Below are 25,132 nucleotides of genomic sequence, written 5' to 3'. Positions count from 1 at the left end.
TCAGAGGGTGTCGGGGACGCGGACCCTGCCGCCGGGGGACGGCACCCTGGTGCGAGGGGACGGCGGAAAGGCCGTCGGCGGGTGAGCGCCGAGTGCCCGCGCGCGGCGGGCCGCCGCCGACGGCACCGGGTGACGCTCGGCGAGGGACGCGAAGGACGGCAGACCGTCGGCCTCGCCCAGCACCACACGCCGTACGACCCGCTCGGCGGCACGCCCGTCGTCGTACGGGCAGAAGCGCTCCCGGAACGCGGCCCGCAGCTGGGTGGAGCGCGAACCGTGCCAGTGGCCGGTCGTGAAGATGTCGATCAGCTCGTCCTCGCTGCGCGCGACCGCACCCGGCGGGAAGGAGCGCAGGTCGAAGTAGGTGCCACGGGCCGCCTCGTACGCCGCCCAGTCGTCGTCGGCGGCGTGGATCACGATGGGCCGGTCCAGGCACGCGTAGTCGAACATCAGCGACGAGTAGTCGGTGACCAGCACGTCCGAGGCCAGGCACAGATGCTCGACGTTCGGGTGGCCGGTCACGTCGAGGAGCCGGCCGCCGGGGGACTCGACCAGCGGGGCACCGTCCGCGTGGTGGGCGCGGGCCAGCAGCACGAAGCGGGGGCCGAGCCGGAGCACCAGGCGCTCCAGGTCAAGGGTCGGGCAGGGCCCGCTGCGGTAGTCGCGGTGCGTGGGCGCGTACAGGACGGCGATCGCGCCCTCGGGGATGCCGAGCGAGGCGCGCAGCCGGTCCACGTCCAGCGATGAGGCGCGCTGGAACACGTCGTTGCGGGGCTGGCCGTACTCCAGCGTCTCGTACCCGGCCGGGAAGACCCGCTCCCAGACCAGCGTGGAGTGGCGGTTGCCGGACAGCACGTAGTTCCACTGGTCGGCGCCGCGCAGCTGCCGGGCGAAGTCCGTGCGGCCGGCGGCGGCCGGGCGGTCCTGGAGGTCGAGCCCCATGCGTTTGAGCGGGGTGCCGGCCTGTGTCTGCACCAGGACCTGGCCCCCTCGCCGGACCAGCCGCGGGTCGAAGTCGGTGTTGGCGACCAGGTACTTGGAGCGGGCCAGGGCCGTCCAGTACGCGAGCGAGCCGGGTGTCACCCGGCGGGTGGCCGTCGGCAGTGTGTGGTGGTGCTCGGGACGGGCCACCCATGTGGTGCGCATCCCGGGGGAGAAGGTGCGGAAGGCGTCCTCCAGCGCGGCCGGGTTGCACTCGTAGCCGCGTCCCAGCCGGGAGGAGAAGAGCGCGCGGTCGTCGCGCAGGGGGAGCAGACGCTGGACGCGGTAGTGGACGCGGAGCGCCGCACGCCGGCCGCCGTGTGCCAGCAGGGAGACGAAACGGCCCGTGTGGCGCAGCCCCCGCACTCCCGCCGACAGCACCTGGTACGCGCGGTGACTGCCCAGCCGGACCAGCGCGTGGCGCACCCGGCCCAGGCGGGGCACTGGGCCGCCGGGCGCACGGTAGCGGGCGTAGTGGGCGCGGGCCTTGCGGAGGAACTCGGCGCGGGTGCCGAGCGGCAGCCGGCCGCGCCGGGCGTACACGGCCCCGAGGTGGTCCACCATGCGGCTGAACAGCGCCGGGCGCCAGTGGGCCAGCGCGGGACGGGAGTCGACGTAGGCGAAGAGCCGGTCGTACTGCGCGAAGACGTCGAAGTGGCGGCGGCTCGTCGTGCGGGTGATGCTGCCGAGGCGGCGCAGGCGGTAGTGGACGCAGACCCGGTCGAGGGTGGCGATCGACCCGGCGGTCATCAGGACCGGGTAGGTCCAGGGCGTGTCCTCGTAGTAGCCCGGAGGGAAGGCGAAGCCCTCGCGGTCGAGGAACTCGCGGCGGTACGCCTTGTTCCACGCTGTCTTCGTGACCGCCAGCAGCCCGGGGCGGTCGTCGAGACGGAAGGGGGCCGGGCCCTCCTCGGTGAGCTGGAAGGCGTACTCGCTCCGGCGGGTCTCGCCGGACCAGAAGGCGCGCGCGTAGTCGTAGACGAGGACGTCGGGATCGCCGGTCTCCTTGACGCGGTCGGCGATCGCCTGGAGGGCACCCGGGGTGAGGGTGTCGTCGCCGTCCAGTAAGACCACGTAGTCGCCGGTGGCGCGGGCCAGCCCGGCGTTGCGGGCGGGACCCGGACCCTCGTTCCGCGGCAGGTGGACGGGCCGTACGCGCGGGTCGCGGGCCGCGAACTCCTCTGCGATCGCACCGCACGCGTCAGGGGAGCCGTCGTCGACGACGATCAGTTCGAGGTCGGGGAAGGACTGGCACAGCACCGAGTCCAGGCATTCGTGCAGGTAGGCCTGAACCTCGTAAGCGGGGACGATGACACTGAACCTGGGCACGGGGGACATCCATGGGTCGGCGCGGGCATACTGCCCGGCAACGCCCCAGGGGGCGATCGGGTTACGCCAGGTGTGTCATACGGGGGAAGCGGGATGCACTGAGGTGAACGGGGGAGGGGGCCCGCCGGTGTCGGCGCGCCCCCTCCGATCGAGTGGTGTGACGTGGGCTGCGGTCTACTTCACCGCGCCCGCCATCACTCCGGACACGAACTGCCGCTGGAACGCGAAGAACACGGCCAGCGGGATCACCATGGAGATGAAGGCGCCCGGGGCGAGGATCTCGATGTTGCTGCCGAACTGCCGTACCTGCTGCTGCAGGGCGACCGTGAGCGGCTGCGAGCCCGAGTCGGAGAACACCAGGGCGACCAGCATGTCGTTCCACACCCACAGGAACTGGAAGATCCCCAGCGACGCGATGGCCGGCGCGCCGAGCGGCAGCACGACGGTCAGGAACAGCCGCGCCTCCCCGGCACCGTCCAGCCGGGCCGCCTCCAGGAGCTCCCGGGGGATCTCCGCGAAGAAGTTGCGCAACAGGAAGATCGCGAACGGCAGTCCGAAGCCGACGTGGAACAGGATGACACCGATGATGTCGCCGAAGATCCCGAGGTCACGGAAGAGACCGGACAACGGGATCAGCGCCACCTGCACCGGCACCACCAGCAGCGCCACCACGCCCATGAACCACCAGTCGCGGCCCTTGAAGTCCATCCACGCGAACGCGTAGCCGGCCATAGCACCGACGAAGATGACCAGGAGTGTCGCCGGGACCGTGATCCAGATCGTGTTGAACAGGGAACTGGTGATGTCGTCGTTCTGGAGCAGCGACTCGTAGCTCTTCGCGGTCAGCTGGGCGGGGGCCGTGAAGACCTTCCACCAGCCCGACGAGGCGATGTCGGTCGGCTCGCGGAACGAGGAGACCAGCAGACCGAACGTCGGCACCAGCCAGAACAGGGCCACCAGCAGCAGGAAGACGCGCATCGCGCCGCCCGCCGCACCGCTCGCCACCCGGGCGGCCAGCGACCGTTCGGCGCGTACGGCGGTGTCGGGCGCCGGGGTGCCGGGCTTAGGCGCCCCGGGCGTGGTCGTGTCGAGGGCGGTCACCGCTGACGCTCCTTCCGCAGACGCCGGATGTTGACCCACATCACCGGCAGGACGAGCAGCAGCAGAACGACACCGAGCGCGCTGCCGAGGCCCTCGTTGCCCCCGCCGCCGAACGACACGAGATACAACTGCAGGGCGAGGACGGCCGCATCGTCCTGACTGGGCTGCGGCGCGATGATGTAGACGAGGTCGAAGACCTTCATCACGTTGATCATCAGCGTGACGAGGACGACGACCAGGACCGGTGCCAGCAGCGGCACGGTGATCTTGCGGAACACCTGCCATTCGTTGGCGCCGTCCACGCGGGCCGCCTCCAGCAGGTTGCGGTCCACTCCGGCGAGCCCGGCCGCGATCAGCACCATCGCGAAGCCCGCCCACATCCAGATGTACGAGCCCATGATGGCCGGGGTCACCAGGGTCGGGCCGAGCCAGTCGATGCCGTTGTACGGTGCCGCGAAGTTCGCGCCCGGCAGCCGCAGTTGGGCCCCGTCGGCGGACTTGGGCAGAGAGAACGTGCCGTCGGCGCCACTGGTCGTGGAGGCGACGACCTTGCCGTCCTTGACCGCCTCGACCTTGACGCCCTTCAGCGCCTTCTCGCCCGCGTCGACCGCGCCCTTCTCGCCGCCGCCGCCCAGCTTGAAGTCCAGCCAGACGGTGCCGGTGACCTCGTTCGACGCGGGGCTCGCGGCCTTGGCGTCCTGCGGGGTGCCGGGCAACCGGTTCGGGGCGATACCGACCAGCGGAAGCAGCGCGGGGGAGCCCGCCCGGACCGTACCGGTCGAGGTGAACGAGCCGCCGTCGGACGGCTTCAGATCACTGACCATCGCGTTCGGACGGGCCTTCGGATACACCGACTGGTCGACGAACGTGTCGTGCACGGACGTGACCACGGCGTTCGCCACGCCCTGGTTCGGGTCCTGCTCGTACACCAGCCGGAAGATGATGCCCGCGGCGAGCATCGAGATCGCCATCGGCATGAAGACGATCAGCTTGAACGCCGTCCCCCAGCGCACCCGTTCGGTGAGAACGGCGAAGATCAGGCCCAGCACGGTGACGATCGCGGGGGCGACGGCCACCCAGATCGCCGTGTTCCGCACGGCTGTCAGCGTGGAGTCGTCGGAGAAGATGTCGACGTAGTTGTCGAGCCCGACGAAGCCCGAGCCGTCCGCGTCGAACAGACTGCGCCAGACCGAGTACCCGATCGGGTAGACCACGAGCGAGCCGAGCAGCACCAGCGCGGGCAGCAGAAACAGCACCGCCACCCACAGCCGGGTGCCCATCACGCTCTTACGCGAGGCGACGGGGGGCGCCGGCGTGCTGCCGGCGCCCCCCGTCGACTTGGCAACGGATTGCGTCATGTCAGGACGTCAGCCGTTCCCGTACGCCTTGGCCGCGTCGGCCTCCAGCTTCTGCTGGACGCTCTTCACGTCCTTGGGGTTCCGCAGGAAGTCCTGCAGGCCCTTCCACTCGCCGATGCCCTGCGTGCCGCCGAAGGCCGCGGGCGCCTGGTCGGACATGTCGAAGCGGAAGTCGTCGCCCGCCGCGAGCAGCGCCTTGGCGATGTCGCGGGTGACGTCGTCCTTGTACGAGCCCATGTCCATCTTGTTGTTGGGGGTGATGACACCGCCCTGGGCCGTCCAGATCTCGGCCGCGTCCGTCGACGCCAGGAACGTCAGCAGGGCCTGCGCGCCCTCGCTGTCCTTCAGCGCCACCGCCGCGTCGCCGGCACTGACCACCGGCGAGTCGGAGCCGACCGCCGGGAACGGGAACACCTTGGCGTCCGTGCCCACCTTCGCCTTGGTGTCGGCGTTGATGTTCGCGGTCACGAAGTCGCCCTCGAAGACCATCGCGGCCGGGGTGTCACCGGAGAACGTCTGGATGACCGACTTCGGGAACTCCGTGTTCAGCGCGCCCTTGCGGCCGCCCGCGATGAGCTCGTCCTTGCCCCACAGCTCGGCCAGAGTGTTCAGGGCCTCCGTGACCGAGGGGTCCGTCCACTTGATCTTGTGCTCGGCCAGCTGGTCGTACTTCTCCGGGCCCGCCTGCGAGAGGTAGACGTTCTCGAACCAGTCGGTGAGCGTCCAGCCGTCCGCACCGCCGACGGAGATCGCGGGGGAGCCCGCGTCGGACAGCGTCTGCGCGGTCTGCGTGAACTCGTCCCACGTCTTGGGGGGTTCGGTGATCCCGGCACCCTCGAACGCCTGGGTGTTGTACCAGACCAGCGACTTGTTCGCGGCCTTCACATACACGCCGTACTGCTTGCCCTTGTACGCGCCGAGGTCCACCCAGCCCTTCGAGAAGTTCTTCTTCAGCTGCTCCTCGGCGGCGCTGCCCAGGGGCTTGATCCAGCCCTTCTCGGCGAACTGGTGCAGCACACCGACCTGGGGCAGGAACGCGACGTCCGGCGGCTTGCCTCCCTCGATCTTGGTACCGAGGAACGTGGAGGTGTTGTTGCCCGTCGGTACGAAGCTGACCTTCGCACCCGTGCGCTTCTCGAACTCCTTCAGGACCTTGGTGAAGTTCTCCTGCTCCGGGCCGGTCCAGACGGCCGCGACCTCCAGCTTCTGACCGTCCAGCTTGGGCAGTTGAACGGTGGCCTTGCTGGTGTCGCCGCCCGTGTCGCCGCCGTCCCCGCCGTCGTCGTCACCGCCGCCGCAGGCGGTGAGGGAGAGGGCGAGCACGCCTGCCGCGAGGGTGGCGACGGCTTTGGCGGCTCCAGGTTTTCTGTGTGGTCGCGTCTGGTTGGGCGACCTGCGTGCGCGAAGTGTGCTGCGCATCCACTGCCCCGTTCTTCGTTCTTCATCCGACAGTCCGAGCGCTGTCCCGTGCGCACTGTCTACGCTGCGTCCTGGGGGGCGGCAAGGGCGCCTGCAGTGTCAGTTTGATGATCGTAATCGCGTCGTGACCTGTGTGTCCGTCGGTTGGGCCCGGTTCGTGTGCTGGTGGGTGCAGGTGGGGGCTGGTGGGCGGGGACGCGACTCGTGGGGCCGCGCCCCGGGACCCGGGCGCACCGGGCTTTAGCGGCGCTACAGCTTTTCCTCGCCACGGCTTTGCGGCCCTACAGAAGCGACGGCACCTCCGCCGCCGAGACCTCGCGGGCCGCGCGGTCCAGGGCGCTGGCCAGGAGGGCCAGGTCCGTGGGGCCGTTGCCCAGTTCGCGGACCGGGCGGCGGGCCGGGGGTCGCCCATGCGGGTCCAGTCCAGGGGGACGACCGTGGGGCGGAGCGTGGCCGTACGGGGATACGGCCGGTGACGCGGCCGGCTCGGAAGGGAACGGCACGGTCGGGGGCGGGGTGACCGGTCGGCAGGATGTCCCGGATCGTCAGCCGGCCGCGCCCCGGCGCCGGTTCGTCCGGGCCCGGTGCGGGCGCTTCCAGGACGACGTGGAGCGTCGCCGCACGGGCGAGGTCGGTCTCCGCCGTACGGAGGCCACCGGAGGTCGCGGCGACCAGGTGCACACCGAGGCGGGCGCCCTCCCGGGCCACGGCTTCCAGGGCCCGTACGACGGACCCGGCCGACGGGCGGCCCGGCGAGCCGAGCGGCGGGGACAGCAGCGCGTCGAGGTCGTCCACGATCACCACCAGGCGGGCGAGCGGCGGGCCGGGGTCGGTGCGGTCACGGGACGCGGACGGCCGCAGCCGCAGGGTGGAACTGGGGGGTGTGTCGAGGTCGGCGGCGCCCGGGGAGGCGGCGGACGAGGCGCCGGGGGAGGTGGGGGACGAGGCGCGGGGGAGGTCGGGGATGAGGCGCGGGGAGGTGGCGGACGAGCCGCCGGCCGCGCTCGCCGCGCCCTTCGCCGAGCGCTGGGCGACAACACGGCCGGACGTCCCCCGCCCGGTGTGCCAGGCGATGAAGTCGAGGCGGCCGAGCAGCTCCGAGCGGCGCTTGAGCTCGGCGCTCAGGGACTGGGCGAACTCCCGCATACGGACCGGGTCGTGGGCCGCGAGATGCGTGCCGACGTGGGGGAGGTCGGTGCAGACGCCCAGCCCGTCGCCCGGACCGGTGCCGTGGTCGCTGCCGTCCCGCCCGTCCACGAGGGCGATGCCGAGCCGGTCGGGGCGCTCGGCGGCGGCGAGCGACGCGGCGATGGAGCGCAGCAACTCCGTACGGCCGCTGCCGGGCGGGCCCTCGATCAGCAGGTGAGGGCCGTCGGCGGCGAGGTCCGCGCTCACGGGCCCGCGCGGACCGGCGCCGAGCACGGCCCAGGCCCGCCCGCCCACCGTCTGGGCGTCGTCGGCCGCGTCCGCCCAACGCGTCATCAGGGACGCGGGGGTGGCCCGCGCCAGCCCCAACTCGTCCAGCAGCCGCGCCGACTGGGGCAACGGCGCCGACACGCGCGCGTGCCGCTCCCTGGCCGCGCCGTCCGGCCGCAGCGGTGCCAGCGCCCGCGCGAACCGCTCGGCCCACGCTGCCGAGACGGCGTCGACGGCGGCCACGGTGCCGGGAGTTATGGGTCCGGAGAGGGAGGGGGCACCCGTCGTGGAGCCGAGGGTGGCCCAGTCGGAGCGGTTGCCCCGGTCGTGTCCGGCGTCGTCCGGCAGGTGGCCGACGAGGCTGACGTGGGTGCGGTTCGAAGCGGCCGGCGGTGCCTGGCCGCTGGTGCGCGTGGGCTCGTGGGCCGAGGGGTCCGCCGCTCGCGCGTGGGGCTGCCGGGACTCGGGGGGTGTGCGCCACGCGGTGTCGCCCGTCGTGTGACCCGTGGACCGGGCCGGGGCGACCCGCATCAACCGCAGTGCCGTGGCGACGTCCCCGCTCAGCAGGGCGACGGCCCCGCACGCACGGAACGCGGGCGACACCTCGCACGCGGCCTCGTACGTGTCCGACACCGGCGACGAGGGCGAGGCGGCCTCCGTCTCGGCGAGGCACACGACGTGGATGCCCGCCGCCGGTCCCCGCGTCGCCAGCCGAGCGACGGCCTTCCGTACCTCGGCTCCGCCCGGGTCACCGTCCACGATCACCACCGTGTACGGCCCCGCGAAGCCGGCGTCCGCGGAGTCGCCGTCCCGGGCCCAGGAGGGCCGACTCACCGGGCGTTTGCCGGGGGCGTCGCCGGCCGACAGCTCCGGGTCCGCCGTGTGGTCCTCCAGGCGGCGCAGGAGCTCGTCCGTGCGCGCGGCGGCCTGGTCGTGGTCGTACGCCAGGAGCAGGCGGCAGTCCTGGCCGTGCCCCGGGCGTACGTGGGGGAGCCAGCCGAGCCAGGACCAGTCGGCCGCGCGCTCCTGCTCGGAGCGGGAGCGGTCCGCGCTGATCAGGACCAGCTCCAGGGTGTCGGGCGAGTGCAGTGCGGCGAGCTGTGCCACGACCGCGCGGGCCAGGCCCAGCAGCCGCGCGCGCGGCCCGGCGAGTCCCAGTGCGCCGACCTCGCGCAGCCCGGCGGTCACCGGCACCGAGGGCAGCAGCCCCGAGCCGCCGGGCGCCGTCCGGTCGGCCGTCCCCAGGCGGACGGTCAGCGCCTCCGGGTGCTCCGGCCCCCGCTCCCACAGCCGCGGGCCCGGCCCGAGCGCCGTGAGCAGCAGGGCCGCGGGGTCCGGCCACTTCTCCGGGGCCTGCGCCACCGTGACGTGGGACTCGGGGACGAAGTCCTCGTCCGTGTCGTACGGGTCGAGGTCCCCGTCCGGCTGCTCGCCGCGCCCGCCGGTCAGCCGTCGCGCCCAGGCCGTGAGGCCACCGCGCTTCCGGGACTCGCGCGGCAGGTCCGTACCTCGTACGGGGGTTCCCTTGCGGGTGCCGCCAGGGCCGGGAGCACCGTCGGCGGGCGCCGGGGCCTGACCGTCGGAAGCCCTCGCGCCGGTCGAGCTCCCGAGGGCCGCCGGGCTACCGGGGACCGCCGCGCGCCCGGGAGACGCCGGGCCCTCCGGAGCCGCCGAACGGGGGTCGGGGGGCGTCGAGTGGCCCGGAGACGTCGTGCTGCCGTGCCCCGTCTGCGTCTGCGCCTCCGCCGCGCCCCCGCCACGGGCGTGCCCGCTCTCGATCCGCGGCGCCCCGGCCTGCCCCGGTACGAGGGGCCCGGCGTCGCCGGCGGGTGCCCCGCCGGCGACCACTCGCACATGCCCCTCCCCGTCGGGCGCCGTCCCCAGCGCCCCGGAGCCCGGACCGATGCCGCCGGGCGGGGTCAGCCGGAGGGCCGACTCTCCGATGCGGAGCAGCGCCCCCGGAGTGAGACGTACGGGGCGGTCGCCCACGCGGATGCCGTCGAGCGTCGTGCCGTTGGTGGAGCCGATGTCGGCGACCGAGACACGGCCGTCCTCGGCGACCGTCACCGCGCAGTGCAGCCGGGAGACGTCCGGGTCGTCGAGGGGGACGTCCGCGTCGGCGGAGCGGCCGATGTCGATCCTGCCGCCGTGCAGGAAGTGGACGCCGCCCGCGTCCGGACCCGCCACCACGTGCAGCCGGGGCGCCGACTCGTCCACCTCGGGGCCGGGCTCCGGGGCGCCCAGGGACAGCACGGCGCCGTCGACCAGCGGGGGCTCGCCCAGCGTGCAGCGCTGCGCGTCCAGCCGCTCGCCGTCCGCGTACAGCACGACGGCCCCGCCCCCGTGCTCCCGGCCCCGGTCGGGCTGGGAGGCGCCCCCGTCCCCGCCGACCGCCGACGCGAGACCGGAGGCCACCGCGGCCAGCGCCGTACCCGACGGTGCCGTCACCAGCACATCGCAGGCGGTGGCACGTCCTCGCGGCTCCGAGGACGGTCCCAGCGGGTCTACGACGGTCAGCCGGATCTGCATCGCCGTCAGCGGTCCCTTCCGCGCGGGCACCCGCGCACGCGGGCGAGCCTGCGCGGTCCCCCCACCGCAGACTTCCCCCCACCGCACACGGGCACATCGGCCAGTACTGAAGGCATCCTCGCACCTGTCACTGACAACCTGCCCGCCCTCGCGGGGCAAGTGATCTTGATTGGTCGGCTCTGCCCGCAAAAGTGCCTGACCAGTGGACAGCGGATGCCACCCGGATGCCCGCTTGAGATCGGTCACGTCCGTCCCCGGCAACCAACACCGGCAGGAGAGCGTCTTTCCGTCGAACGTGTACATGAATGCCGCCGACCCCGTACGGGAATGCCGTCGATCACGTACGGGAATGCCTCGACCACGCAACTACGGGGATTCTGTCGAACGAGCGGGGGAAGTCGAACGCGCAGGGGCGGGCGTACGTACTCGCATGCGTCGCGCGCTGAGCCGTCCGGCGGACGCGTGCGGGAGAGCACGGCACGACGAAGGGCCGGTCCCGCAGGCGGCGGCATTACAGTGGGTCGGAACACCCGTTCCACCGGCGAGGCCGGTTGAATCGGCAGCAAGCAGAGCACCACGGACCAGGCAAGCAAGCAACAGGGAGCCCATGACGTGCGGCCGGTAGGGAGCAAGTACCTCCTGGAGGAGCCGCTTGGACGCGGCGCCACAGGCACCGTCTGGCGCGCCCGCCAGCGGGAGACCGCAGGGGCCGAGGCGGCCGTTCCCGGCCACCCCGGCGAGACCGTGGCGATCAAGGTCCTCAAGGAGGAGCTCGCCAACGACGCGGACATCGTGATGCGGTTCCTGCGGGAGCGGTCCGTGCTGCTCCGCCTCACGCACCCGAACATCGTGCGGGTGCGGGACCTCGTGGTCGAGGGCGATCTGCTGGCGCTGGTCATGGACCTGATCGAGGGCCCGGACCTGCACCGCTATCTGCGCGAGAGCGGCCCGTTCACGCCCGTCGCCGCCGCCCTGATCACCGCCCAGATCGCCGACGCGCTCGCCGCCAGCCACGCCGACGGGGTGGTCCACCGCGACCTGAAGCCCGCGAACGTCCTGCTCAAGCAGGACGGCGACCAGCTGCACCCGATGCTGACCGACTTCGGCATCGCGCGCCTCGCCGACTCCCCCGGCCTCACCCGGACCAGTGAGTTCGTCGGCACGCCCGCGTACGTCGCCCCCGAGGGCGCCGAGGGCCGCCCCCAGACCTCCGCCGTCGACATCTACGGCGCCGGGATCCTGTTGTACGAGCTGGTCACCGGGCGTCCGCCGTTCGGCGGCGAGTCCGCGCTCGAAGTGCTGCACCAGCACCTCAGCGCCGAACCGCGCCGCCCGTCCACCGTCCCGGACCCGCTGTGGACGGTCATCGAACGCTGCCTGCGCAAGAGCCCGGAGGAGCGGCCCAGCGCCGAGAACCTCGCGCGCGGGCTGCGGGTCGTCGCCGAGGGCATCGGCGTTCACTCGAACGCCGCGCAGATCGCCGCCGCCGAGGGCGTGGGCGCCCTCCTCGCCCCCGACCCGGCGCCCGCGCCGGTACCGGGCACGCCCGGGTCGGCCGGCTCTGCCGACCCCACCCAGGTCCTGCCGAACAACGCGGGCGCGTACGACCCGTACGACCCGAACGCGGCCACCAGCGTGCTCCCGCACACCTCGGGCCCGGCGGGCGCCGCCGACCCGACGGCCGTCATGCAGTCGTTGCCGCCGAACCAGCCCGGCCAGCCGGGGCAGGGCGGCGGGCCGGACGACCCGCACCCCTGGCAGAACCAGCTCCGGGCGGCCCGCGACCGCAACGAGCAGACGCAGGTCCAGTACCTCGACCCCGGCGAGGACCCGCTGCGCCGCCGCCCCCAGCGGCAGGTCTCGCGGCAGCAGCCCCAGCAGCCGCCGCAGGGCAGGCGCCCGCAGCAGCCACCGCCCGGACAGGCGTACGGCTACCCGCAACAGCAGCCCCAGCAGTACGCGCCCCAGCGGCAGGCGCCCCCGCCGCCCCCGCCGCAGCAGTACGCGCCGCCCCAGCAGCCCGCGCCGCGCCCGCAGCGCGAGCCCAGGCAACCGCGTCAGCGCAGCGCCAACCCGATGCGCATCCCCGGCCTCGGCTGCCTGAAGGGGTGCCTCTTCACGATCGTCATACTGTTCGTGGCGGGCTGGCTGGTCTGGGAGTTCAGCCCGCTCCAGCAGTGGATCGGGTCGACGAAGGACTACTGGGACCAGCTGACGACCTGGGTCAGCGACATCAGCGGATGGATCAAGGACCTGGGCGGGAACTCCGCGAGCCTGGGGCGGTAGCCGCCGCTCGGTCCCGTTCCGGCTCGGTCGTGGCGGACGCGTCGTCCGCGACCGTACTGTCTGCGGCCGAACTGTCCACGACCGAACTGTCCGCGGCCGTACTCCGCCCTTCAGCCTGATATTCGTCTGTTCGTCTTCGTGTGTCGGTTTCGTGCGTCCGCGATGCGTCACCGGGGTTGGTGATTTGTCGACATCTGACGGGTGATTTCCGTCTCCGCGGTGAAGGTTGGCTCGTCGGACGCGTAGTTTTAGCGACAACACGCGTCCGTAGGAGCAGTTTTGACACGGAAGATCGGTAGCCGGTACACCGCGAACCAGATTCTGGGGCGGGGCAGCGCCGGCACGGTGTGGCTGGGCGAGGGTCCCGAGGGGCCCGTCGCCATCAAGCTGCTGCGCGAGGACCTCGCGTCCGACCAGGAGCTCGTGGGGCGCTTCGTCCAGGAGCGCACGGCGCTGCTGGGCCTCGAACACCGCAACGTGGTGTCCGTACGGGACCTCGTGGTCGACGGCAACGACCTGGCGCTCGTCATGGACCTGGTCCGCGGCACGGATCTGCGCACCCGCCTCGACCGGGAGCGGCGGATGGCGCCCGAGGCGGCGGTCGCGATCGTCGCGGACGTCGCCGACGCGCTGGCGGCGGCGCACTCGGCCGGGGTGGTGCACCGGGACGTGAAGCCGGAGAACGTGCTGCTGGACATGCAGGGCCCGCTGGGCCCCGGCGGCGCCCACCCGGCCCTCCTCACGGACTTCGGCGTCGCGAAGCTGATCGATTCCCCACGCCGTACGCGCGCGACGAAGATCATCGGTACGCCCGACTACCTGGCGCCGGAGATCGTGGAGGGCCTGCCGCCCCGGGCCGCGGTCGACATCTACGCCCTGGCGACGGTGCTGTACGAGCTGCTGGCGGGCTTCACGCCGTTTGGCGGCGGGCACCCCGGGGCGGTCCTGCGCCGCCACGTGACGGAGACGGTGGTCCCCCTCCCCGGCATCCCGGAGGAGCTGTGGCAGCTGCTCGTGCAGTGCCTGGCCAAGGCGCCGGCCTCGCGGCTGCGGGCCTCGGAGCTGGGCGCGCGGCTGCGGGAGCAGTTGCCGTCGCTGGCCGGGATGCCGCCGTTGGACGTGGACGAGCCGGACGCGGAGCCGCAGGAGGCGCACGAGGAGGAGACCGAGGCGGCCGCGCCCCGGGAGCGGGAGCGGGTGCGGCGGGGAGCGGTGCCCCTGGTGCCGGGAGCCAAGCCCGACTCGAACCGGGACACCCACACGTCGATGCGGGTGCCCGGGCCGGACGAGCTGGCCGGGGGTGCGCGCGGTACTGCTCGCGTGCCGCGGGCGGCGGGTGCTCCGCGGCCGGGGTCGGCCCGTCACCGGGCCACGACCCGGCGGCGGCGGATCACGCTCGGAGCGGCCGCGGTGGTGTTGCTCGCGGCCGTGGGGGTGGGGACCTGGGCCGCCACGTCCGGCGATGACTCGGGCGGCGCGCCCACGGACACGAAGAACTCGACGCCGTCGTCTCCGTGACGGGTGACGGGCTGGCTCGGGGGTTGTTTGTCGCCCCCGCCGCCCCTACCCATTCCCGTCCCTTCCCTGGGGCTGCCGCCCCCAGACCCCGCTCATCGGCCTGAACGGCCTCGTCCTCAAACGCCGGACGGGCTGACAATCAGCCCCTCCGGCGTTTGAGGAGCGGGGGTCCGGGGGCTGGCCCCCGAGACGGGGTCCGGGGCGGAGCCCCTGGGGATGGGACGGGTAAGGGCGGCGGGGGCGAGGGAAAACGCAGAGCAGCCGCCGGGCAGCCGCAGCCGCTGGGCACCCGTAGTCGCAGGGCGTCGGTGGTCGAGTCTGGTCGGTTGCCACAGCCGTTAGGCTGGAGGCGTGTCAGTCGTCGATGTATCCGAAGAGCTCAAGTCCCTCTCCTCGACCATGGAGTCGATCGAGGCCGTCCTGGACCTCGACAAGCTGAGGGCAGATATCGCCGTGCTCGAGGAGCAGGCGGCCGCGCCGTCCCTGTGGGACAACCCCGATGAGGCGCAGAAGATCACCAGCAAGCTGAGCCACCTCCAGGCGGAGGTGAGGAAGGCCGAGACCCTCCGCGGTCGCATCGACGACCTCGGTGTCCTCTTCGAGATGGCCGAGGAGGAGGACGACCCGGACACCCGCGCCGAGGCCGAGTCCGAGCTCGCCGCCGTCAAGAAGGCCCTGGACGAGATGGAAGTCCGGACGCTGCTCAGCGGGGAGTACGACGCCCGTGAGGCGCTCGTCAACATCCGTGCGGAGGCCGGCGGGGTCGACGCCGCCGACTTCGCGGAGAAGCTCCAGCGGATGTACCTGCGCTGGGCCGAGCAGCACGGCTACAAGACCGAGATCTACGAGACGTCGTACGCGGAGGAGGCGGGCATCAAGTCCACCACCTTCGCCGTGCAGATCCCGTACGCGTACGGCACCCTCTCCGTCGAGCAGGGCACCCACCGGCTCGTCCGCATCTCCCCGTTCGACAACCAGGGGCGGCGGCAGACCTCCTTCGCGGGCGTGGAGGTGCTGCCCGTCGTCGAGCAGTCCGACCACGTCGAGATCGACGAGAGCGAGCTGCGCATCGACGTCTACCGGTCCTCCGGACCCGGCGGCCAGGGCGTCAACACCACCGACTCCGCCGTGCGGATCACCCACCTCCCCACCGGCATCGTCGTCTCCTGCCAGAACGAGCGGTCGCAGATCCAGAACAAGGCCACGGCCATGAACGTGCTGCAGGCCAAGCTGCTGGAGCGGCGCCGCCAGGAGGAGCAGGCCAGGATGGACGCCCTGAAGGGCGACGGCGGCAACTCCTGGGGCAACCAGATGCGTTCGTACGTCCTGCACCCGTACCAGATGGTCAAGGACCTGCGCACGGAGCACGAAGTCGGCAACCCGGAGGCCGTGTTCAACGGTGAGATCGACGGCTTCCTGGAGGCCGGCATTCGCTGGCGCAAGCAGCAGGAGAAGTAGCGCCGCATGCGCGCCTGACGCGCGAGCGTTTTATCGACAAGGCAACTGCCGCCCATCGGGCGGCAGTTGCCTTTTCCGTGCGGGATGTCTGGGTTTTACGTCACGCTCACATCTCTAGTTCAGGTCCAAATGCGACTGAAGTGGATATTGCGCGCGCAACGGCCTTGACGTTGCCATGAAAACTCGGAAGGGTGAAGCGTGGCATGCGTATCTCTGGGGCGCATGTGACGCGGGGGGCTGAAGTGAACAAGCTACCCCTGACGCCGTGGCCCTGAACGCTGCTCTACTGACGATGAGCTACTGGGGGTAGCAGACACATGACCAAGAAGACGCGGATCCGCCTGGCGCGGGTGGCCGCAGGTGCCGTGATCGCCGCCGGCGCCTCGATGACCGCCGCTGGTGCGGCGTCCGCCTCGGAGACCGAGAACTGCCTGCTCGGGCTCCTCTGCAGCAGCGAGGCCCCGACGACCCCGCCGCCGCTGCCGACGCCGACCAGCACGGGTATCCCGGGCGAGGAGGAGCCGTCGGTGCCGCCGATCACGGAAGAGCCGCCCACTGACGAGCCGACCGAGCCCGAGGAGCCCACCGAGGACCCGGGCAACGGGAACGGGAATGGCAACGGGAACGGCAACGGAAACGGCAACGGCCAGGGTGAGAACGGGGGCGGCGGCAACAACACCGACCCCAAGGGCGGCAGCGGTAACGACGCCGTCACCCAGGAGGAGGGTTCCTCCTCCCTGACCGACACCGGTTCGAGCGTCCCCGCCGGGACCAACACCGCGGCTCAGGGCGGTGACGAGCTCGCTGAGACCGGTGCTGCCGAGACCACGTTCCTGCTGGTCGGGGCCGCCACGATGATCGCCGGCGGCATCGGCTTCCGCCTGCTTCCCCGCATGATGGGCGGCCGCGGCGGCGCCGCGGCCTGAGCCTGACGGCTCGCCGCACATCGCGGTACGCACGACAAGGGCCCGGAGCGACTCGCTCCGGGCCCTTCGGCGTGCCCTGATGTCTTCCCGCTTGCCCTGCTGTTTTCTCCGTGCTCTCCGGCGTCCTACACCGTCTGGTGCGCCAGCAGCGCCACCGCCGCGATCAGCACGGCGAGCAACGCGATCAGCGCCATCGGGTTCAGCCCAGCGAAGGGGCCCTCCTGCTGCAGCCGCTCACGGCTCGCCCGGCAGACGGGGCAGCGGCCCTCGCTCACGGGCGCCGCGCAGCTCGCGCACACCAACCGGTCGTACGTCATGCGCCTCGCCCTCCTCGCACACTTCCACTCCGCGCATTCATTGACTCAACGCTTCAGGGAAGTCAACCGTTCCCCTCCCCACTGTGCCAGGTTCCTCCGGAAAGAGCGCGGGGTCCCTGCGGGGCTTGGCCCGTGCGCTCGGAGGGGGGTGTTTTATGTCGTTTTGCGGCTTCGGGTTTTCTGTGGTGGCTCGCGCCCGCGCGGCGGAGCTGCATATCGAGACAGCTTGCCCCTTGCGGGACTGCGCCTCTTGCGGCACTGAGAACCCTGTACCCACACACAAAAGTGCACAACCCCCACGCAACCCCCACTCGTGAATGGGCTTGAGCGCCGGGTTCGCGTATGGTCACGCTCATCTACCCCCGGCGACGCGTGGTGCATCCGTGATCCGATTCGACAATGTCTCCAAGGTCTATCCCAAGCAGACCCGCCCCGCCCTCAGGGACGTCTCCCTGGAGGTCGAGAGGGGTGAGTTCGTGTTCCTTGTGGGGTCCTCCGGCTCCGGAAAGTCCACCTTCCTGCGGCTGATCCTCCGCGAGGAGCGCACCAGCCACGGCCAGGTGCACGTCCTGGGCAAGGACCTCGCCCGGCTGTCCAACTGGAAGGTGCCGCAGATGCGCCGCCAGCTGGGAACGGTGTTCCAGGACTTCCGGCTGCTGCCGAACAAGACGGTCGGTGAGAACGTCGCGTTCGCGCAGGAGGTGATCGGCAAGTCGCGCGGCGAGATCCGCAAGTCCGTGCCGCAGGTGCTCGACCTCGTCGGGCTCGGCGGCAAGGAGGACCGGATGCCCGGTGAGCTGTCCGGTGGTGAGCAGCAGCGCGTGGCCATCGCGCGGGCCTTCGTCAACCGGCCGAAGCTGCTGATCGCCGACGAGCCGACTGGCAACCTCGACCCGCAGACGTCCGTGGGCATCATGAAGCTGCTCGACCGGATCAACCGGACCGGTACGACCGTGGTGATGGCGACCCACGACCAGAACATCGTGGACCAGATGCGCAAGCGCGTCATCGAGCTGGAGAAGGGCATCCTCGTCCGCGACCAGGCGCGTGGCGTCTACGGCTACCAGCACTGATCCACCGTCCCCGGAAAGGCCGGAAGAAGACGCCATGCGCGCCCAGTTCGTTCTCTCGGAGATCGGTGTAGGTCTCCGCCGCAACCTGACGATGACCTTCGCGGTCATCGTCTCCGTCGGCCTCTCCCTGGCTCTGTTCGGCGGCTCGCTCCTGATGAGCGACCAGGTCAACCAGATGAAGGGCTACTGGTACGACAAGGTCAACGTCTCGGTCTTCCTCTGCAACAAGAGTGACGCGGAGTCCGACCCCAACTGCGCCAAGGGTGCCGTCACCACGGAGCAGAAGGACCAGATCAAGTCGGATCTGGACAAGATGAACGTCGTCGACAACGTGCTGTACGAGTCGCAGGACCAGGCCTACAAGCACTACAAGGAGCAGTTCGGCGACTCCCCGCTGGCCAGCAGCCTCACCCCGGACCAGATGCAGGAGTCGTACCGGATCAAGCTGAAGGACCCGGAGAAGTACCAGGTCATCGCAAGTGCCTTCAACGGCCGGGCCGGTGTGCAGTCCGTTCAGGACCAGAAGGGCATTCTGGACAACCTGTTCACGTTGCTCAGCTACCTCAACTGGGCGGCGCGGGGCGTGATGTTCGTCATGCTGGTCGTGGCGCTGCTGCTGATCGTCAACACGGTGCGCGTCTCGGCGTTCAGCCGCCGTCGTGAGACCGGGATCATGCGGCTGGTGGGCGCCTCCGGGTTCTACATCCAGGCGCCGTTCATCATGGAGGCCGCGGTCGCCGGGCTCATCGGCGGCACCATCGCCTGCTCGTTCCTCGTGCTCGGGCAGTATTTCGTGATCGACAACGGCGTGGCCCTGTCGGAGAAGCTCCAACTCATCAATTTCGTCGGCTGGGACGCGGTGCTGGCCAAGCTGCCGCTCATCCTCGCGGCGAGCTTCCTGATGCCCGCGCTTGCCGCGTTCTTCGCGCTGCGCAAGTACCTGAAGGTGTGACGCATGCCAAGAGGGCCGTACGGTCAACCGGCCGTACGGCCCTACGCGTTGTCCTAGACTCACCGGCATGTCAGGCCAAGACACGTTCTGTCCGCCCCGCCGCCTCCGCCGCGGGGTGGCCCTGACATTCGTCTTCGCGAGCGTCCTCGCGACGGGCGCCGCGACCGGCTCGTTCGGTGCCTCCGGCGAGCAGGGCGGCCAGGACCGCGAGTCGGCCGCCGCCTCCGGTGCCACGTCCGAGGGGCACCGTGAGTACGTCGCCAAGGCCGCGGCCGAGGCCATGGCCGACGGCGAGTCCCCCGTGGAGGCAGCGGAGCGCGCGGTCAGCCGCAGCGGGGACCGCTGGGGCGCGGTGTACTCCGAGGGCGAGTACGAGGAGTTCGAGGAGGCACTCGACGGCGCGTACACCGGTGTCGGGCTGTGGGCCCGGCGCGGGACCGACGGCCGGATCGAGGTCACCCGCGTCCGGGACGGCTCGCCCGCCGCGGACGCCGGTGTCCGCAAGGGCGACCGGCTGCGCAGCGTCGACGGCGAGGACGTCGACGGCCGGCCCGTCACCGAGGTCCTCTCGTTGCTGCGCGGCGACGCCGAGGACGCCTCCGCCGGCACGACGGTCTCCCTGGGCCTGGAGCGCGGCACGCGCGCGTGGAGCGAGACCCTGCGCCGGGCCCGCCTCTCCACGGACCCGGTGACCGTCCGCAGGCTCACCCACGGGGTCACCGTCATCAAGGTCGCCGCCTTCACCCGGGGCTCGGGCGACCGCGTGCGCACCGCCCTCGGACAGGCCCCCGGCGACGCACGGATCGTCCTCGACCTGCGCGGCAACTCCGGCGGACTGGTCACCGAGGCCGTCACCACCGCCTCCGCCTTCCTCGACGGCGGCCTGGTCGCCACGTACGACGTGAACGGCGCCCAGCGTGCCCTGCACGCCGACCCGGGCGGCGACACCACGAGACCCCTGGTCGCGCTCGTCGACGGCGGCACGATGAGCGCGGCCGAGCTCCTCACCGGCGCCCTCCAGGACCGCGGCCGCGCGGTCGTCGTGGGCTCCCGCACCTTCGGCAAGGGCTCGGTCCAGATGCCGAGCCGTCTCCCGGACGGCTCCGTCGCCGAACTGACCGTCGGCCACTACCGCACCCCCTCCGGCCGTGGCGTCGACGGCCAGGGCCTCACCCCCGACCTGGAGGCCGACGAGGGCGCCCTGGAGCGCGCGGAGACGGTACTGAGCGGGCTGGGGCAGTAGCCGCCCCGCGTTTCTCGCCGCCCCGTTAATGCGCTTCCCGTATGCCCCCTCCGTGGTGCGAAAATGGACGGCACTATGAGCAAGGGAATGTACGTACCCAAGGAGTCCCTCCCCAAGAAGGGCGGGGCGGCCGCGAAGGCCCAGGACGGCGAGAAGGGCGGCAAGCGCAGGATCGTCGCGCAGAACAAGAAGGCCCGGCACGACTACGCGATCATCGACACCTACGAGGCCGGGCTCGTGCTCACCGGCACCGAGGTCAAGTCGCTGCGCCAGGGGCGGACCTCGCTGGCGGACGGCTTCGTCCAGATCGACAGGGGTGAGGCGTGGCTGCACAACGCCCACATCCCCGAGTACAACCAGGGCAGCTGGACCAACCACGCCGCGCGCCGCAAGCGCAAGCTGCTGCTGCACCGCGAGGAGATCGACAAGCTGGAGTCCAAGGCGCAGGAGACGGGTCACACGATCGTGCCCCTCGCCCTGTACTTCAAGGACGGCCGGGCCAAGGCCGAGATCGCCCTCGCGCGAGGCAAGAAGGAGTACGACAAGCGCCAGACCCTGCGAGAGCAGCAGGACCGGCGCGAGTCGGACCGGGCGATCGCAGCGGCGCGCAGGAAGCAGCGCGGCTGAGCGCGGCCGGCCCGCGCCGCCGGGGCAGCCGGGGCCCCGCCCGGGGGAATACGCTGGCGGCCGTCCGCGTTGGTCACGTACGATGGACCTGCACTTCACAGCGGGTGCACGCCCTCTCCGGTTCTCCGGAGGGGATTGAAAAAACAACATGGGGATGATCGGTTTCGACAGCGGATGTCGAAGCAGGGGAAGCGTGTCGAGGAAGCGGCCATGATCTCGTAAACCACAGGCCGAAAAAAATAATCGCCACTGTTAAGAGCGATTCTCCCAAGGCGACGCAGTTCGCCCTCGCTGCCTGATCAGGTAGCTAGGCAACTGCCCCTTACTTAAGGGAGTGTCAGCCCGGGGCTGTTCCCGACCCGGATCCTGGCATCAGCTAGGGGACTAAACCTTGATCCCGGTCACGGGGTGAAGAGGGAAACCAAACAGTGACTGGGCCCGTCGGCGACTTGTTCGCGTGATCGCCGGGGCCGAGAAAATCACAGCGAACTGCACACGGAGAAGCCCTGGTTCCGCACCGTTGGACGCGGGTTCGATTCCCGCCATCTCCACACGATCAGGAGGTCCCCGGACCTCCTCACCCATGTGGGTGAAGGCCCCGCTGCTTTCGAGCAGCGGGGCCTTCGTCATGCCTAGCCTGTGATCCGTGACGCACCGGACGGGTGCGTCCTCCCTTCACTCCGGGCCCCCCTCGTCGGGGCCCGGCCCGACGAGAGCGGTCCCGGGACCCTGCAAAGGCCGCCTCACGTCGAAGGGAGGACGCCCTCAGATGGGCTGTCACCGTGAGCAGAAACTGACCCTCGTCATGCGGCTGATCCGGCTCTTGCCGGAGAGGGCTGCGAAGCGCGCGAGGAGGTGGCTGCTCTGGTGGCTCAGCAGGTAGCCGGATATCCCCAAAGCAGGTGGGGATATCCGACGGGCTCCTGATGAGCCTGGGCCCTCGCTCGGAGTTGTCCGCTCCGATGCGGGGGCCCACCCTTTTCGAGTGGGCCAGGAGGTAGTCGGATCTCCCCATGCAAGGTGGGGACATCCGACAAGCTCCTAGTGAGCCTGGGCCTCCACCTGGATTTATCGGATCCAGGACGGAGGCCCTCTTCTCTGGTGGCTCAGCAGCTAGCCGGTTGTCCCCCTACTCGGTGGGGACATTCGACAAGCTCCTGGTGAGCTCGAGCCTCCGCCTGGGTAATGCATCACCCGCCCAATGCGGCGCCCTCCTCGCGACCCAGTACAGCACACAGCCCACCTCCACGGCACCACACACCAGCCCCCCATCACGCGAGCGAGCGACCTGCCGTACTCGCCCTCTCCGTAAGCCTGGGCGGCAGCAGCGTCGCCTCCGGCACCCCCGCGCCGCTCAGCTTCCTCATCAGCAGCTCCACCGCCCCCGCGCCCACCTCCGCCGACGGCACGTCCACGGAGGTGACCGGGAGGCGGGTGCGGGCGGCCAGTTCGTCGGGCGCGATGGCCGTCACCGACAGATCGCCGGGCACCCGCAGTCCGAGGCTCTCGAACGCGTCGATCAGGGGTTCCAGGATGGGCTCGTTGTGCACGACGACTCCGGTCAGGGCCGGTCGTTCCCGCAGGAGTTGCTCGGCGACCAGGCGGGCCGCCGCGGGCGTCGCCTCGCACGGGTGGACCGAGGACGACAGTCCGTGCCGGGTGGCGGCGGCCGTGAAGCCCTGGACCACGCGCTGCGCGAACCCGGTCTCGCGCACATACACCTCGGGCGGCGACCCGACCAGCGCCACCACCCGGTGCCCGAGCCGCACCAGATGCTCCACGCACACCTCGCCCGCCGCCTTGAAGTCGAGGTCGATGCACGTCAGCCCGTCGGGCTCGGCGGGGAAACCGATCAGTACCGAGGGTCTGTCCAGGGAGCGCAGCAGGGGCAGCCGGGGATCGCGGAGCTGGACGTCCATCACGATCAGCGCGTCCACCAGGGCCGTGTCCGCGACCCGCCGCAGCCCGTCCCCGCCCTCCTCCTGCGTCAGCAGCAGCACATCGTGGTCGTGCCCGCGGGCGCTGGTCACCACCGACACCGCGAACTGCATCACCACCGGCACATGGATACCGGCCCGCAGCGGCACCACCAGCGCCAGTACGTTCGATCTGCTGCTGGCCAGTGACCGCGCGCCCGCGTGCGGACGGTAGCCCAGCACACGGATGGCCTCCTGGACGCGCAGCCGGGTCTCCTCGGAGATCGGGCGCTTGCCGCTGAGCGCGTAACTGACGGTGCTGGGGGAGACCCCGGCGTGCCGCGCCACGTCAGTGATCTTCACCATCACTCGGAACCCCTTGTCACTCGGACTCCCCTCTCAGCTCCAGGGTCAGGAATCCGCTCCCTGTCCCGGCTCGCACCTCGCGCCCGCCCGCCGCGAGTCCCCAGGGCGCCGTCGGAGCGCTGCACGAGGCCCGCAGGGTGTCCCCCTCGCGGACCACGGTGTACGTCACGTCCCCGACCGGCACGGTCACCTGGTCCCCGCGCTCCAGCCCGTACGCGCGCAGGGTGACCCCGTCGGCGTACGCGTAGTCGGGCCGGTCGTCCACCGCGCCCACCGGGATCACCGACCCAGGACGGACGAGGAGCGGCACGCTGCTGAAACCGTGGCGCTCGCGCACCCAGCGCGGCCCGGTCACCGTGCGACCGCTCAGGAAGTGCGTCCAGGTGCCCTCGGGCACGTAGTACGCGACGTCCCCCTCGTCGTTGAACACCGGCGCGACCAGCAGATCGGGACCGAGCATGTACTGCCGCTCCAGGTGCGCGCACCCGGGATCGTCGGGGAACTCCAGCACCATCGCCCGCATCATCGGCACGCCCTCGGTGTGCGCGGTGCGCGCGGCCTCGTACAGGTACGGCATGAGGCGCAGCTTCAGCCGGGTGAACTCCCGCAGCACGTCCACGGACTCCTCGTCGAACAGCCACGGCACGCGGTACGACGACGAGCCGTGCAGCCGGCTGTGCGAGGACAGCAGCCCGAAGGCCAGCCACCGCTTGAACAGGGCCGGGGTCGGGGTGCCCTCGAAGCCGCCGATGTCGTGGCTCCAGAAGCCGAAGCCCGACAGCCCCAGCGACAGCCCGCCCCGCAGCGACTCGGCCATCGCCTCGTACGTCGACTCGCAGTCCCCGCCCCAGTGCACGGGGAACCGCTGGCTGCCCGCCGTCGCCGAGCGGGCGAAGACGACGGCCTCCTCCTCGCCGCGGTGTTTGCGCAGCACGTCGAAGACGGTGCGGTTGTAGAGGTACGCGTAGTAGTTGTGCATCCGCTCCGGGTCGGAGCCGTCCGCGTACGCCACGTCGACGGGCACCCGTTCGCCGAAGTCCGTCTTGAAGCAGTCGACGCCCTGTGCGAGCAGTGCCTCCAGCTTCGAGGCGTACCAGTCGCGGGCCGCCGGGCTGGTGAAGTCGACGAGCGCCATGCCCGGCTGCCACAGGTCCCACTGCCAGACACTTCCGTCCGGCCTCCGCAGCAGATGCCCCAGGGCCCTTCCCTCCGCGAACAGCGGGGAGCGCTGGGCGATGTACGGGTTGATCCACACACAGACCCGCAGCCCCCTCGCCTTGAGCCGGGCCAGCATGCCCTCCGGGTCCGGGAACACCCGAGGGTCCCACCGGAAGTCGCACCAGTTGAACTCGCGCATCCAGAAGCAGTCGAAGTGGAAGACGGAGAGGGGGAGTTCGCGCTGCCGCATGCCCTCGATGAAGGAGGTCACCGTCTCCTCGTCGTACGAGGTCGTGAACGACGTCGACAGCCACAGTCCGAACGACCAGGCGGGCGGGAGCGCCGGGCGGCCGGTGAGCGCGGTGTACTTGCGGAGGATCTCCTTCGGTGTCGGGCCGTAGATGACGTAGTACGTCAACTGCTGGCTCTCCACGCTGAACTGGACCCGCGACACCGTCTCCGAGCCGACCTCGAAGGAGACCTTTCCGGGGTGGTCGACGAAGACGCCGTAGCCCGCGTCGGTCAGGTAGAAGGGCACGTTCTTGTACGCCTGCTCGGTCGCCGTGCCGCCGTCGGCGTTCCAGATGTCGACGACCTGGCCGTTCTTGACGAGCGGGCCGAAGCGTTCGCCGAGCCCGTACACCGACGTCCCGACGCCCAGGCCCAGTTGCTCGCGCAGATAGTGGGCGCCCGTCGCGTCGCGCATGATGCCCATGGCCTTGGTGCCGCTGGTGGTGAGGGTGCGGCCGTGGGCGAGGAAGTCGATCTGCCAGGGGCCGGTGCGGGCGACCCGGACGGAGAGGGCGCCCGAGGTGAGGGTCGCGTGGTCGTCGTCGTACGACGTCTGCGCGGCGCTGTGCCGTTCCGGGGGACCTCCCTCGGACCGCCGGACCTCGCCGGCGACCTCGAAGTGGGGGCCGCGCGGCTCCTCCCCCTCGAAGTGGGTGAACGTGACGCCGATGACGTCGGGCATCGGCGCCTGCGCACTGATCGTCACGACCGGTCCCTTCAGCAGGTCGCCGCGGTGGCGGACGGGATGGGTCGGCGCGTGGAGCTCCAGTGTCCCCGGCCCCTCCGTGACGTCGAGGACCTCGCGCGGACAGTCCGCAGTGACGCCCTCGCGCAGCAGCCAGTAGCCGTCGGTGAACTTCACACCCCA

16 protein-coding genes and 1 other RNA gene are annotated in these 25,132 nt (G+C 71.3%); 9 read left to right on the top strand and 8 right to left on the bottom strand.

From position 1 onward, the window contains the following. The 5 genes from E0500_RS03675 to E0500_RS03655 form a co-directional block, all read right to left on the bottom strand. Positions 1-2,310, bottom strand: coding sequence for a bifunctional glycosyltransferase family 2 protein/CDP-glycerol:glycerophosphate glycerophosphotransferase (locus tag E0500_RS03675; protein ID WP_131569922.1), 2,310 nt, complete (start codon positions 2,308-2,310; stop codon positions 1-3). A 174-nt stretch (positions 2,311-2,484) separates the two neighbouring features. Next, positions 2,485-3,411: a carbohydrate ABC transporter permease gene (locus E0500_RS03670; protein WP_131569920.1), complete on the bottom strand. Its 927-nt coding sequence runs from the start codon at positions 3,409-3,411 to the stop codon at positions 2,485-2,487. Continuing rightward, a complete protein-coding gene (locus E0500_RS03665) occupies positions 3,408-4,769 on the bottom strand; it encodes a carbohydrate ABC transporter permease (protein WP_131569918.1) in 1,362 nt (453 codons plus the stop codon). Before E0500_RS03665 ends, E0500_RS03670 begins: the two co-directional genes overlap by 4 nt. A 9-nt stretch (positions 4,770-4,778) precedes the next feature. Continuing rightward, positions 4,779-6,188, bottom strand: a complete 1,410-nt coding sequence (locus tag E0500_RS03660) for an ABC transporter substrate-binding protein (protein WP_131569916.1) — start codon at positions 6,186-6,188, stop codon at positions 4,779-4,781. Positions 6,189-6,437: 249 nt separating this feature from the next. After that, positions 6,438-10,133 (bottom strand): FHA domain-containing protein, encoded by a 3,696-nt coding sequence (locus E0500_RS03655; protein ID WP_258573105.1) that lies wholly within the window; start codon positions 10,131-10,133, stop codon positions 6,438-6,440. A 612-nt stretch (positions 10,134-10,745) separates the two neighbouring features. Here E0500_RS03655 and E0500_RS03650 point away from each other — a divergent pair. The 4 genes from E0500_RS03650 (at position 10,746) to E0500_RS03635 (ending at position 16,321) form a co-directional block, all read left to right on the top strand. After that, on the top strand, positions 10,746-12,419 hold the full coding sequence (locus E0500_RS03650) for a serine/threonine-protein kinase (RefSeq protein ID WP_181586855.1): 1,674 nt from the start codon (positions 10,746-10,748) through the stop codon (positions 12,417-12,419). A gap of 279 nt (positions 12,420-12,698) precedes the next feature. Next, positions 12,699-13,937, top strand: coding sequence for a serine/threonine-protein kinase (locus tag E0500_RS03645; RefSeq protein WP_131563168.1), 1,239 nt, complete (start codon positions 12,699-12,701; stop codon positions 13,935-13,937). Positions 13,938-14,288: 351 nt separating this feature from the next. After that, on the top strand, positions 14,289-15,395 hold the full coding sequence (prfB, locus tag E0500_RS03640; protein ID WP_131563167.1) for a peptide chain release factor 2: 1,107 nt from the start codon (positions 14,289-14,291) through the stop codon (positions 15,393-15,395). Between the two features lie 317 nt (positions 15,396-15,712). Next, positions 15,713-16,321, top strand: coding sequence for a hypothetical protein (locus E0500_RS03635; protein ID WP_131563166.1), 609 nt, complete (start codon positions 15,713-15,715; stop codon positions 16,319-16,321). A 125-nt stretch (positions 16,322-16,446) separates the two neighbouring features. Here the strand turns inward: E0500_RS03635 and E0500_RS03630 are convergent, their stop codons facing one another. Then, positions 16,447-16,638, bottom strand: a complete 192-nt coding sequence (locus tag E0500_RS03630; protein WP_131563165.1) for a hypothetical protein — start codon at positions 16,636-16,638, stop codon at positions 16,447-16,449. Positions 16,639-17,021: 383 nt separating this feature from the next. On the opposite strand from E0500_RS03630, the gene ftsE reads away from it, so the two are divergent. From ftsE to ssrA, 5 genes are all read left to right on the top strand, one after another. Then, a complete protein-coding gene (ftsE, locus tag E0500_RS03625) occupies positions 17,022-17,711 on the top strand; it encodes a cell division ATP-binding protein FtsE (RefSeq protein WP_131563164.1) in 690 nt (229 codons plus the stop codon). A gap of 34 nt (positions 17,712-17,745) precedes the next feature. Then, complete coding sequence (gene ftsX / locus E0500_RS03620) at positions 17,746-18,663, top strand: permease-like cell division protein FtsX (protein ID WP_131563163.1); 918 nt, start codon at positions 17,746-17,748, stop codon at positions 18,661-18,663. A 67-nt stretch (positions 18,664-18,730) separates the two neighbouring features. Continuing rightward, entirely contained in the window at positions 18,731-19,906 is a 1,176-nt protein-coding gene (locus tag E0500_RS03615) for a S41 family peptidase (protein WP_131563162.1), read from the top strand. An 87-nt stretch (positions 19,907-19,993) separates the two neighbouring features. Next, positions 19,994-20,533, top strand: coding sequence for an SsrA-binding protein SmpB (gene smpB, locus E0500_RS03610; protein WP_131563171.1), 540 nt, complete (start codon positions 19,994-19,996; stop codon positions 20,531-20,533). A gap of 150 nt (positions 20,534-20,683) precedes the next feature. Then, positions 20,684-21,087, top strand: a transfer-messenger RNA (tmRNA) gene (gene ssrA / locus E0500_RS03605). Positions 21,088-21,804: 717 nt separating this feature from the next. Here the strand turns inward: ssrA and E0500_RS03600 are convergent. Together E0500_RS03600 and yicI are read right to left on the bottom strand one after the other, a co-directional pair. Beyond that, the gene (locus tag E0500_RS03600) at positions 21,805-22,815 is read right to left on the bottom strand and encodes a LacI family DNA-binding transcriptional regulator (RefSeq protein WP_131563161.1); all 1,011 of its coding nucleotides are present in this window, start codon (positions 22,813-22,815) and stop codon (positions 21,805-21,807) included. 16 nt (positions 22,816-22,831) lie between these two features. After that, entirely contained in the window at positions 22,832-25,126 is a 2,295-nt protein-coding gene (gene yicI / locus E0500_RS03595; RefSeq protein WP_131563160.1) for an alpha-xylosidase, read from the bottom strand. Positions 25,127-25,132 lie beyond the last annotated feature (6 nt).

The organism is Streptomyces sp. KM273126 (assembly GCF_004337435.2).
In the GTDB taxonomy this organism is placed as follows: Bacteria; Actinomycetota; Actinomycetes; order Streptomycetales; family Streptomycetaceae; genus Streptomyces; species Streptomyces acidicola.
Note: the sequence above shows the minus strand (reverse complement) of the source record. Positions and strands in the feature narration are given on the sequence as shown.